Below are 12,312 nucleotides of genomic sequence, written 5' to 3'. Positions count from 1 at the left end.
CATTGGAGCTTTTCACAAATCAACATTATTGCTTAGATTTGTGCAACAAGAGCCGTGTGAGGGGAGACTTTCAAGCACGGTTCTGTGAGAGGCTTAGGGTGAAAATCCCTTTGCCTACTCGATTACAACAACGATATTTCCAGTAACATCACAAGTCCATTAAATTGAATTTTTATTGAATAATGTATTGATTAACACAAGTTTGTTGTGTTATAGTAATTGAATAAAAAGCTTAAAAATGGACACTAATATTTAAATTGAAAAAAGTATATAAATTAATGTCTTTTTGTAATATAAGTTACCTAGTAATTGCTGAGTACTTTGTATTTTTATAATCTAAATTCAGGATATGGAAGACATGCTTTTTTATGATAGAATGCAATTTGCTTTTACCATTACATTTCATTACTTATTTCCACAATTAACCATGGGTCTATCTTTAATGATTGTCTATTTTAAGTGGAAATTCCTAAGAACAAAAATTGACAAGTACAACGATGCAGCTAAGTTCTGGATGAAGATTTTTGCACTAAATTTTGCGATGGGCGTGGTTACAGGAATACCAATGGAATTTCAGTTTGGTACCAATTGGGCTAAGTTTTCGGAACTCACAGGAGGTATTATAGGTCAAACATTAGCAATGGAAGGTATGTTTTCCTTCTTTTTGGAGTCGTCCTTTTTAGGACTCTTTATGTTTGGTGAAAAACTATTAGGTCATAAATTACATTTTGTAACGGGTTTTCTGGTCTTTTTAGGGTCTTGGGCGAGTGGATATTTAATTATTGCTACACATTCTTGGATGCAATATCCTGTAGGTTATGAAATCTTAGAAAATGGAAAATTCGTCCTTACTAATTTTGGTGCTCTATTTTCTAATCCGTGGTTATTGCCTTCTTATTTACATAATCAAGCCGCTTCTTTAGTGACATCATCATTTGTAGTCGCTGCGATTGGAGCTTTTTATTTACTGAATGATAAGCATCATGAATTCGGAAAGTTATTTGTGAAAACAGGGGTCATTTTCGGATTAATTTCTAGTCTATTGGTTGCTTTTCCAACAGGAGATTTAGTTGCAAAAAATGTAGCGAAACATCAACCTGTAACCTTTGCAGCAATGGAAGGACTTTTTGAAACCGAAGATGGTGGCTCTGAAATTGTACTTATTGGTCAGCCTAATATATTAGAAAAAAAATTAGATAATAAAATAGCTGTACCAAATATGTTGAGTTTTTTAACGTATCAGAAATGGCACGCACAAATTAAAGGATTGAATGAATTTGATGAAAGTGTCCATCCCACTAATATTCCTGGTTTATATTATGCCTATCATATTATGGTAGGTTTAGGAACCATTTTTATTGGCTTAATGTTGCTTGCAGCTGTACAGTTATTCAGGAAAAAACTGTACAAAACGACATGGATTCTTTGGGCGCTTATGTTAATGCTACCTTTTCCATACATCGCAAATACTACAGGTTGGTACACCGCAGAATTAGGAAGACAGCCTTGGTTAGTTTACGATTTACTGCGTACTGCCGATGGTGCATCGCCAACAGTATCTTCTGGGAATACCTTATTTACATTGCTTGGTTTTATAGGCCTATACATACTCTTAGGTTTGTTGTTTTTAATGCTTGCAGGAAAAATTATTAATAAAGGACCACAACTAAATAAACACTAATTATGGAATTATTTTGGTATATCGTTTTAATGACAATGTTAGCTGTTTATGTAATTTTAGATGGTTATGATTTTGGAGCTGGCATCATTCATTTATTTTTTGCTAAAACTGAAAAAGATAAAAAAGCTATAACAAGCGCAATTGGGCCGTTTTGGGATGCGAACGAAGTTTGGCTTATTGCCGTTGGAGGTGTATTATTTTTTGCATTTCCTACCTTGTATGCGTCTTCTTTTAGTGGCTTTTATTTGCCTTTAATGATGATTTTATGGCTCCTTATTTTTAGAGCCATAGGTTTAGAATTAAGAGGACAAGTGCATAATCACATGTGGGAAGCGATTTGGGATAAAGCCTTTGGAATATCAAGCTTATTATTAGCCCTTTTTTTTGGAGTGGCATTAGGAAACATCGTTCGTGGTGTTAATTTAGGAAATGTTGTAGATGGTGTTTCTACATACGAAGCGCACTATTTCTTTTTACCTCTTTGGAATTCAAGCTTTAGTCCGCATGCAGAAGAACTAGGTATTATAGATTGGTTTACATTATTATTGGGTATAATAGGTGTTGTATCTTTAGCAATACATGGTGCCAATTGGATTATTTTTAAAACCAATTCAGATCTAAATGAAAAACTAAAGAAAGTGGTTTTTAATCTAAATATTGTTCTTGTAGGTTTAGTGGTTATTTCGCTTTTAGTTTGGCATATTATCGAACCGAATCCGTTTCATAATTTTATAGACAAGCCTTGGTTTTTAATATTTCCGTTAATTACGTTTACAGGGTTATTCGGATTGTTTAAAGTTAAAACCTTTAAAAAACATGGTGTGGGTTTTTTGTTTTCTTCACTGTTTTTATTCGGAGGACTTACATCAACCGTAGCTTCTATTTTTCCAAAAGTATTGCCGTCAACCAACAGTATAAATCCAGATTTAACATTGTATAATGTGGCGGCTCATGAATACGGATTAACTGTCGGATTGTATTGGTTTCCCATTGCAGCCGTTTTGGTTGGGGTTTATATGTTTATTCAATATAAAGTCTTTAACGGAAAAATGGATGATATAGGTTACGGCGAACATTAATTATAAATCATACTGATATGACGGGTACTTTAATTTCATTAATTAGTATTTTCATAGGGATTATCGCTGCAAACGTAGTTGGATTTTTTAAAAGTAAATATTCATTTGGCTTTACAGGAAACACTTTAATTGGTGTTTTTGGAAGTGTATTTCTGATAAAATCCTTCGGAAGATTGGGTTTCGATCCTTGGTCTATTATGGACAACGGAACATTTCACAGTGCGCTTTTTATTGTAAATGTTATGGTGTCAGCATTAGGAGGAGCATTAGGACTTGTAATTGTAAAAATGATTTACACTAAATTAAATGCATAGTCAATCGTGTCCTAAATATTATTAAATGTTCATTTTTTTCATTGATAAAAAGATCCTTCGGCTTCGCTCTGGATAAACCATGCCAAAAAAATCTAGGCTTACTAACTTTTATCTAAATTTTTTGTTCACCATTTAAATTTAAAGAACTCGCAGCTGAAAATCAGATACGTAGATACATTCGTTTAGATCAAACCTACTACCGGCAGGTTTAAATTTAGCGATACTTTCTCTTCAAATTCTACGATAAATTTTCGATAGGCCAACAAAAAAAACAAAATTCAACTTGGATAGAAAAAGTACCTCCCTCAGTACAAGTAATTCTATAAAATCAACGTCGGTATATCTTTTTTGAAAAAGAGACTAATCGATTAGGACGCTATTGATGCATAATATAAATCGGAAGGGTTTACAATGTCATGCTAAGACAAATGAAACCACAGAGAAATCTACATTACATAAAGTACTAAATTTATACTCAAACGATAAAGCTATTGGTTATAACGAAAATGAAGTTAGAGGGATTTGGAGTATCGCTTTTGATAAATAACCAATAGTAAGAGATACACTTTATTTATGACAGTTAGAACTAAATATATCTAGCTCTAACAGTCATAATTATATTCATTTAATAAATAGCAAATAGTATCTGTACCATACTATTATTATAAGATGATTTTTTTCCTAACAGAGAAAGGTATCACAATATCATTAATTTCATCTTCTGTAAACTGTTTTAATTGTTCACGGAATTTACGTTCATATTTTTCTCGTTGAATTTTATAGCCTCTTTTAATTTGGTGATACGTATTTAAAGGCCAATGTTTAAGTATCGATTTTTGTTTTTCACATCCTATTAAAATATGAAAGGAATGATGTTTAGACTCACGAATAAAAATAGAAAAAGGAATCTCGTTATCTTTATTCAAATAAGATATTGGAACTTCCTGACCGTGTAACGTATCACTTAAATTAATTTCTAAATTACCATCGAAAAGGCTGTTGTTTTTAGTATCGTGAATGGTTTTACTAAAGCCATCAGTATTTGAATCTAAAGACAATTTTATGTTTTTAGTGATCTGACCAATTTTAAAATTAATTTGTACAGACTCTTCATTTTCAGTATACACTTGATAACTAAAAACTACTTTTGTGGGCATATAACCTAATGGCACTTTTATTTTATGCATAATAAGAATATTAGGTCTAATATCCGAGTCAAGTTTATGGTCTAAAACTTTTTTTTGATGCTCACTAGATCTAGTCTTTTCAAACGAAAGCGTAATATGCTTTTGGGAAGGAGAAGCATATTCAATATTCATTTCGTTTTTAGGTGTCTCAAAACGTTCTGGAATTAATAAGTTTAGTTCAGCCTTTTTAATAATATCGAATATTTTGTTAGCCGCTGCATCTTCTTCATTTGTAAATTCTGGAGTTGCCTGTAAAGGAGGAGTGATTTGGTTATCGCGAATTAAGTTATCTATGTCTTTCATGATACAGCAGGTTTAAAAGGTTAAAATATGATTTTTGAAACAATTATAGTGCTGTAAAAAAGGTAAAAGAATTAAAGCACGATAAAGTATAATATCATGACTTAAAATTACATATAAATATCTATTTTTCAACTAAAAATCAGGTATTTAACTTTTTATTTGATGTTAAAATTCAATTCTAAATTAAGTTGTCAAAAAGGTAAAAAATTATCATAGACGCTCAGGGATTACTATTACTTTTTGGTTTAGTTACTGTGTTTTAAAACATAACTGTTAAGCTGATTTGGGATAGTAGTATTTACAATATCTATCAAGACATTAAGTTTTATAATGTCATTGTTTTTATTGTATTTAAAGTTGGGCAACATAGCGTGATTACGTCTTAATTTAGTCTAGTATATTATCCTTTTCAATAAAGCTACCTATACTGTTAACATTATAGAATTTAAGATATAATTATTGTTATTGGTTGTCTCTTTAGGCTGTAGCGCCGTATTGGTTCATAATTTATAGTGTTTGAATTTTAAGTTATAGACATAATTGGTTGTTTTGGCTAACATTGTATTGTGATTAGTATTTTGCTAACCAACTAACCAACTAAACATGTTGAAATCAACCTGTATTGCACTTCTCTTTTTTATCTTTTCATTCACGGTATCCTATTCACAAAATCATATTACATTAAAAGGAAAAGTCGTAACCGACAGTTTAGAGTTGGCAGTCGAGTCGGCAACCGTATATTTAATTCAGCCTAAAGATTCTTCGGTGGTAGATTATACTATTTCCGATAAAAACGGATTATTTACTTTAGAAACAAAACCACACGCGCAGCCTGTTATTTTTAAGGTGTACAGCCAAGGGCATCAGGAATTCACTAAAACATTTTCAACTTTAAAAGAGTCTACCAATTTTGGTACAATAGCTTTAGGGGAACATGCCAGTGTTTTAGACGAGGTTGTAATACAGGCCGATCCGCCTATTCGGATAAAAAAAGATACTTTAGAGTTTACGGCATCGTCCTTTAAGGTACGACCAGATTCTAATGTAGAAGAGTTATTAAAACAACTACCAGGGGTCGAGATAGATGCCAATAAAAACATTACCGTTAACGGTAAGCCGGTAAACCAAGTGCTTATTAATGGGCAGCCGTTTTTTGGAGAAGATGGTAAAATAGCCATACAGAATTTACCCTCAGAACTCATAAAAAAGATACAGGTATCGGATACGAAAACCGAGGAAGAAGAATTTACGGATGATGCAGGAAGTGGAGAAAATGCTTCAATTAATTTAACGATTGAAGAAGATAAAAACAGAGGGGTTTTTGGAAAGTTTTTAGCCGGAGGAGGTACAGACCAGCGTTACGAAAGTAGTGCACTTATAAGTTATTTTAAAAATAAACGCCGGATAAGTGTTCTGGCCTCGTCTAACAATATTAACGCGACAGGGTTTTCTATGGACGAGGTGTTCGATAATATGGGCGGCGGACGAAATTCGGGCTATCGGGTTGTTTCTGGTAGTAATGGAAATTCTTCGAGCCCAGTAGGGATTATTAAATCTAATTTAATAGGTTTAAATTATACCGATGAATGGTTTAAAGGCTTTACCCCAACAATAGATTACCGATTTACCAATTCCGATTCGGAAAACGATAATAAAACCTCCAGATATACGGTGCTGCCGGAAGGGTCTATACTGTCTAATTCTACAGCTAAAACAACAGCAGATTTTTCTGGGAACGACGCTAATTTAAAGTTTGAATACAATATAGATTCCACTACCAAGTTAATAGTACAACCTAAATTTAAACAGGGGCGCACACAAAATTATTCGAATTTTAATGAATCCTCTGTTAATGAAAACAATGTCTTAATTAACGAAAGTAACGCGTTAAATACGAGCGAAACAGATAATACGAATTTCGATAATAATATAATGTTTTATAAGCAGTTAAAGAAAAAGGGGCGCTATTTTACAACAAGTTTTAGAAACGAAAACTCGAATAGTAAAGGCGATGCTTTGGTGAATTCGGCTACGTTGTTTTACGATGATACTGCCGAAGACGATATACGTAACCAAAATACGATTACTAATAACGCTAACGACAAATACTCGTTATCGTTTAGATATATAGAACCCATTTCAGACTCTTTACGTCTTACATTTAGTCTGTCGTCTTACATATTAACGACTGCCGACGATGTAGAAACATTCGATTACGATACAGCAACAGATGCGTATACCAATGTAAATGCGCTAATGACTAATTATACAACATCTTCCAGAATGCAACTTACACCCTCTGTTGGGGTGGTACTTCGGAAGAAAAAATATTATTTAAGTTTGTCTTTGAATACTTGGTTTATTGATGCCGAGTTTTATTCAGATTATTTAAGTAGACAAACCACTTTAGACCGTAATTTTGTGATTCCCGATGCCGATATTAATTTTAATTATAGGCTTTCTAAATCTAAAGTAATTTTTGCAAGCTACCATAGTGGGTTTTGGATGCCACGCGCCGATTACTTTTTAGAGGTTGCCAATTTAGAAAATCCGTTAAATACCATTATCGGTAATCCCGATTTAAGGCTTCAAAAAAATCATAATTTAAGAGCTGGATTTCAGGATTACGATTATAAAACACGTTCGGGTTATAGTATTTATAGTAATATGAAGTATTACGATATAAATATTGTGCCAACTTCGGTGTACGACGAGAGCGGAAAGCAAACCACGACTTATGTTAATATCTTTAAAACCTACGATGCAGCTTTAGGAGGGAATTGGAATAAAACGATTAAGAAAGACGAACATCAGTATAATTTTGAATTGGGATTGAATTCTAATTACAGTTTAAATCGTGGGTTTACCAATGGCTTAGAATACGCTGCCAAAACGGTAAGAATTTCTCCCACGATAGAATTTGGTTACGAATACAGCGATGTATTAACCGTAAGACCATCTTATACGTATTCTTACGATAAAACCGCTTACGACAACGAGTCTATAAATTCGGCATCTAATAATATGCATAGTTTTAGAGTTGAAGCCACCACGTATTGGCCTAAAAACTGGACGTTTGGTAATGATTTTGGATACACCTATAACTCTAATATCTCTGGCGGATTTAAGAAAGATTTCTACCTGTGGAATACGAGTTTAGCCTATAGCTTTTACGAAGATAAAATGACACTTAAGGTGAAGGTTTACGATATATTAAATCAGAACCAGAGTACCTATAGAACCATAACCCCAACCACTATTACAGATACCGAAAACACCGTTTTAAAACGTTATGCTATGTTTTCGTTGTTGTATAAGTTTGAGCGATTTGGAACGAAAAAGAAATAGAGAACAAAGCTTTAAACGTAGAAACTAAAACAACATCGAAGCGTCATACTAAATATGTATAACGGCATTGAATCTGCGATTTCAGTATCATATCATGTTTATATGGCGCTTGAGCGGAGTCGAAAGCCTTAGACACGATTTCTCGACTCCGCTCGATTACCATTTAGAATCCTGAGAATCTTAACTAAATTTAGGGAGACGGTAAGATGAGGAGAACGTCATACTGAACTCGTTTCAGTATCACACAACGAGCTAAGACTTTCATAATAATGAGACCCTGAACGAAATACAAGGTAACGCTAAGATAAAAGGTTCGTCATACTAAACACGTTTAACTAGTTTGAATCTGCGATTTCAGTATCATATCATGTTTATAGGGTGCTTGAGCGGAGTCGAAAGCCTTAGACAGCATATCTCGACTCCGCTCGATTACCATTTGGAATCTTGAGACCCTGAACGAAATTCAGGGTAACGCTAAAATAAAAGGTTCGTCATACTAAATGTGTTTAACTCCGTTGAATCTGCGATTTCAGTATCACATCATGTTATAGGGTGCTTGAGCGGAGTCGAAAGCTTTATACAGCATATCTCGACTCCGCTCGATTACCATTTAGAATCATGGGACCCTGAAACTAGTTCAGGGTGACGGTAAGCTGATGAGCACGTCATACTGAACTCGTTTTATAACGTTGAATCTGCGATTTCAGTATCATATCATGTTTATAGGGTGCTTGAGCGGAGTCGAAAGCTTTATACAGCATATCTCGACTCCGCTCGATTACCATTTGGAATCTTGAGACCCTGAAATAAATTCAGGGTGACGATAAGATAAAAGTTTCGTCATACTGAACTCGTTTCAGTATCACACAACGAGCTAAGACTTTCATAATAATGAGACCCTGAACTAAATTCAGGGTGAGGATAAGATGAAAGGTTCGTCATACTAAACACTTTTTACTACGTTGAATCGACGATTTCAGTATCACATCATGTTTATAGGGCGCTTGAGCGGAGTAGAAAGCCTTAGACAGCATATCTCGACTCCGCTCGATTACCATTTATAATCCTGAGATCCTGAAACTAGTTCAGGGTGACGGTAAGATGATGAGTACGTCATGCTGAACGCGTTTCAGCATCACACAACAAGCTAAGACTTTCATAATAATGAGACTCTAAACTAAATCATGTTGACGGTAAGATAAAAGCTTCGTCATACAGAATATGCATAATTACATTGAAACTACGATTTCAGTATCACATCATGTTTTATAGGGTGCTTGAGCGGAGATGAAAGCCTTGGACACGATATCTCGACTCCGCTCGATTACCATTTAGAATCATGAGACCCTGATACCAGTTCATGATAACGGTAAGCTGATGAGCACGTCATGCTGAACGCGTTTCAGCATCACACAACAAGCTAAGACTTTCATAATAAAGAAACCCTGAGCTAAATTCAAGGTGACGGCAAGATAAAAGGTTCGTCATACTAAACACGTTTAACTCCGTTGAATCTGCGATTTCAGCATCACATAAAGTGGCCAATCTAGTCTTTTGTTTAGAAAACACCATAGTTCATAGTCATTGCACATTAATTTATACGACTTCAGATTAATATTTTATAATATTGTTTAGTACGCTTACCCAATACATAATAAGTTTGTGTTGGGACGCATGCTTTATATATAGATATAAATTATTATGAAAATACTTGTCGATATGAAACAGAATAAATGCGCATTAGAGCGCACGAAACAGCTCGTCTTTTTACTTTTTATTTTAGCTAGTCCAATTCAATATTTTGCGCTTGCCCAAGACCAACCAAACATCATTTTTCTGATGACCGACGATCAACGTTGGGATAATATGGGATGTTATGGGAAACCAGAATTCAACACCCCAAATATTGATAAATTAGCAGAAGAAGGCATCATCTTCGATAAAGCCTATTATGCTGTTGCCATTTGTATGCCGAGTCGTGTAACCATGATGACGGGCCGATTTAACTCCAACCATAAAGTCGGGTTTGTTGCACCTGAAGATTACACCTTATCGCAATCCGATTTTGAAGAAAGTTATCCTGCAATTCTCAAAAAAGAAGGATATCGCACTGGTTTTATAGGAAAGTTTGGTTTTACCGTAACCGAAGAAGCGACACGTCCAAGTATGCCTAAGAACAAGGAATACAAAAAATACATGGGTAACACCTTTGATTTCTTTGCGGGTAGTGATGCTTACGATAGAAAAGGCTTTGTAATCTGGCCAGAAACCGATAAAGAACTCCATGATATTTATAAAGAAGGTCGTGAGAATTCAGGCCGAACAAAACGTACTGGAGAGGCGATGTTACGTTTTATTGATACACAACCTAAAGATCAGCCCTTTTGTTTATCGGTTAGTTTCTATGCTGTAAAGCATGATAATAACAACGATGTGTATATGCCCGATTTCGAGCAGTTCAAGAATCAAGATATGTCGGTTCCAGAGAATTGGGTAGAAGGCGCTAATGAAGATTTGCCAAAAGTGGTACAAGAGAATGCTCGTGGGGTGTATTTGCACGAACAGCGATCGTCTACACCAGAACTGTATCAGAAACTAGTGCGTCGTTTTGCAACACAAGGCTTTAGTGTAGACGATCAGGTCGGGCTTTTAATGGCGAAGCTAAAAGATAACGGTATGCTAGAAAATACTATCATTATTTATACTAGTGATAATGGGCGTTTTCAAGGTTCACACGGGCTTTTCGATAAATGTTTATTATATGAAGAATCTGTAAAAGCACCCTTAATTGTATACGATGGAAGAGTAGATTCTGATAAACAAGGGTATCGGGAAGATGCACTTATATCATCGGTAGATATGGCACCAACCATACTCTCTCTTGCGGGGTTTGAAGCTCCTGAAAGTATGCAAGGTCAGGATTTTAGTGGCATATTAAACCAAACACAAGATAAATCGGAATGGCGTGATGCGGTGTTTATGGAAGATCTTTTTCTAGTAGATATGTTTCAAGAGCGCTACAAAGACGATGTAGATGAAATTAATTCATCCCTAATCCAAAACAATAAATCGTATCGTAGTCATGGGGTACGAACAGATCGTTATAAGTATTTTGTGTATTACGAACACACGCCTCGTATTGAGGAATTATACGATTTAGAAAACGATCCGTTAGAGCAAAATAATTTGGTGAATAATCCAGAGTATACTGAAACCTTGGTAGCCTTAAGACAGCAAACGGAAGTGATGTATCAGGAGGCGCTTAAGTAATCGTTTTAGAGTTAAAGTAGACCATTATAAAATATACGATTTACATCATCAATAGCATTTTTATATTGTGTTGTTTGTCACTTACTGCACAAGACAAAAAAGCAGATTCAACACCGAAGGCCAATCATCCTAATATTATTTATATCTTGGCAGACGATATGGGCTATGGCGATGTACACGTAATTAATGCAGAAGGAAAAATAGCAACACCAATTTTACCAACGACAGAGTTTCTAGGGCGAAGTAATACGAATGCGTATGGCGATTTCGTGATGCAAGTTGACGATGTTGTGGGACAAATACGCGCAACACTTAAAGCTAAAGGGATTTCAGAAAACACTTTATTGGTGTTTACGAGTGATAATGGATGTTCCCCGATGGCAAATTTAGAGGAATTAGCAGAAGTAAATCACGATCCGAGTTATGTGTTTAGGGGGTGAAAGCAGATATTTTTGAAGGCGTACATCATGTGCCTTTTATCGTAGAATGGCCAAATAAAGGAGCTAAAAACACCATTACAAATAATACCATAGGGACAACAGATTTCTTTGCAACCTGTGCAGAGATTACAGGGTATAATTTAGCAGCTGATGAAGCAGAAGATAGCTATAGTATGTTGCCACTAATTACAGGAGAGAGTAATAACGCCATTCGTGAGTATATTGTTTACAGTTCTATAAATGGTTCGTTTGCCATTAAACAAGGCGATTGGAAATTGAGTGCTTGTCCAGGGTCTGGAGGTTGGAGTTATCCGAAACCAAAAGATATTATAGCCGAAAATTTAGATTTACCTGCTATGCAGTTATATAATATTAAAGAAGATGTTAGTGAAATGAATAATCTAATAGCAGAGCATCCAAAAAAGGCAGCAGAACTAAAAAAGGCTTTGAAAAAGATTATATTTGATGGACGAAGCACAGCAGGAGCAATCCAACAAAATGATGCGGTAGACGGTTGGAGTCAGATTAAAGTGATTTTGGAGTAACGAAACTTATGAGATGTTTAATATTTGATTGGTCTCAAAGGTAGTTCAAACTATGTACTTTAGTGCATTTCGCTTTAGCTTCTAAAAACTTTACCTTAGCCTTATGAATGAACAAAGATCCAATGGCCATAGTATATCTCGATTG

General features: G+C 34.9%; 9 protein-coding genes. 8 read left to right on the top strand and 1 reads right to left on the bottom strand.

Annotated elements, in window-relative coordinates; genetic code table 11:
• The first annotated feature begins 349 nt into the window (after positions 1–349).
• The 4 genes from R6X41_RS19580 (at position 350) to R6X41_RS19565 (ending at position 3,621) form a co-directional block, all read left to right on the top strand.
• Positions 350–1,681, top strand: a complete 1,332-nt coding sequence (locus tag R6X41_RS19580; protein WP_318502049.1) for a cytochrome ubiquinol oxidase subunit I — start codon at positions 350–352, stop codon at positions 1,679–1,681.
• Between the two features lie 2 nt (positions 1,682–1,683).
• Positions 1,684–2,760, top strand: a complete 1,077-nt coding sequence (gene cydB / locus R6X41_RS19575) for a cytochrome d ubiquinol oxidase subunit II (protein ID WP_318502048.1) — start codon at positions 1,684–1,686, stop codon at positions 2,758–2,760.
• 17 nt (positions 2,761–2,777) lie between these two features.
• Entirely contained in the window at positions 2,778–3,074 is a 297-nt protein-coding gene (locus tag R6X41_RS19570; RefSeq protein WP_318502047.1) for a hypothetical protein, read from the top strand.
• Positions 3,075–3,456: 382 nt separating this feature from the next.
• A complete protein-coding gene (locus R6X41_RS19565) occupies positions 3,457–3,621 on the top strand; it encodes a c-type heme family protein (RefSeq protein WP_318502046.1) in 165 nt (54 codons plus the stop codon).
• Between the two features lie 115 nt (positions 3,622–3,736).
• Here R6X41_RS19565 and R6X41_RS19560 read toward each other — a convergent pair whose 3' ends face one another.
• Positions 3,737–4,564, bottom strand: a complete 828-nt coding sequence (locus tag R6X41_RS19560; protein ID WP_318502045.1) for a hypothetical protein — start codon at positions 4,562–4,564, stop codon at positions 3,737–3,739.
• A gap of 603 nt (positions 4,565–5,167) precedes the next feature.
• On the opposite strand from R6X41_RS19560, the gene R6X41_RS19555 reads away from it, so the two are divergent.
• The 4 genes from R6X41_RS19555 to R6X41_RS19540 all read left to right on the top strand — a co-directional run bounded on the left by R6X41_RS19555 (position 5,168) and on the right by R6X41_RS19540 (position 12,167).
• The gene (locus R6X41_RS19555; RefSeq protein ID WP_318502044.1) at positions 5,168–7,912 is read left to right on the top strand and encodes a TonB-dependent receptor; all 2,745 of its coding nucleotides are present in this window, start codon (positions 5,168–5,170) and stop codon (positions 7,910–7,912) included.
• A gap of 1,719 nt (positions 7,913–9,631) precedes the next feature.
• Positions 9,632–11,182, top strand: coding sequence for a sulfatase-like hydrolase/transferase (locus R6X41_RS19550; protein ID WP_318502043.1), 1,551 nt, complete (start codon positions 9,632–9,634; stop codon positions 11,180–11,182).
• Between the two features lie 74 nt (positions 11,183–11,256).
• Positions 11,257–11,622, top strand: coding sequence for a sulfatase-like hydrolase/transferase (locus R6X41_RS19545; protein WP_318502042.1), 366 nt, complete (start codon positions 11,257–11,259; stop codon positions 11,620–11,622).
• Positions 11,619–12,167 carry an alkaline phosphatase family protein gene (locus R6X41_RS19540; RefSeq protein WP_318502041.1) on the top strand — a complete coding sequence of 183 codons (549 nt, stop codon included), beginning with the start codon at positions 11,619–11,621 and terminating at the stop codon, positions 12,165–12,167. Before R6X41_RS19545 ends, R6X41_RS19540 begins: the two co-directional genes overlap by 4 nt.
• The last annotated feature ends 145 nt before the right edge of the window (positions 12,168–12,312 follow it).

The organism is Formosa sejongensis (assembly GCF_033447105.1).
In the GTDB taxonomy this organism is placed as follows: domain Bacteria; phylum Bacteroidota; class Bacteroidia; order Flavobacteriales; family Flavobacteriaceae; genus Formosa.
The sequence above is the reverse complement of the archived record's forward strand: the minus strand, read 5'-3'. Positions and strand labels throughout refer to the sequence as shown.

What these genes read in the sequence shown, in the direction of transcription:
- R6X41_RS19580 (WP_318502049.1), top strand. Translation starts at nt 350, where the DNA reads ATGGAAGACATGCTTTTTTATGATAGAATGCAATTTGCTTTTACCATT.
- cydB (WP_318502048.1), top strand. Translation starts at nt 1,684, where the DNA reads ATGGAATTATTTTGGTATATCGTTTTAATGACAATGTTAGCTGTTTAT.
- R6X41_RS19570 (WP_318502047.1), top strand. Translation starts at nt 2,778, where the DNA reads ATGACGGGTACTTTAATTTCATTAATTAGTATTTTCATAGGGATTATC.
- R6X41_RS19565 (WP_318502046.1), top strand. Translation starts at nt 3,457, where the DNA reads ATGCATAATATAAATCGGAAGGGTTTACAATGTCATGCTAAGACAAAT.
- R6X41_RS19560 (WP_318502045.1), bottom strand. Translation starts at nt 4,564, where the DNA reads ATGAAAGACATAGATAACTTAATTCGCGATAACCAAATCACTCCTCCT.
- R6X41_RS19555 (WP_318502044.1), top strand. Translation starts at nt 5,168, where the DNA reads ATGTTGAAATCAACCTGTATTGCACTTCTCTTTTTTATCTTTTCATTC.
- R6X41_RS19550 (WP_318502043.1), top strand. Translation starts at nt 9,632, where the DNA reads ATGAAACAGAATAAATGCGCATTAGAGCGCACGAAACAGCTCGTCTTT.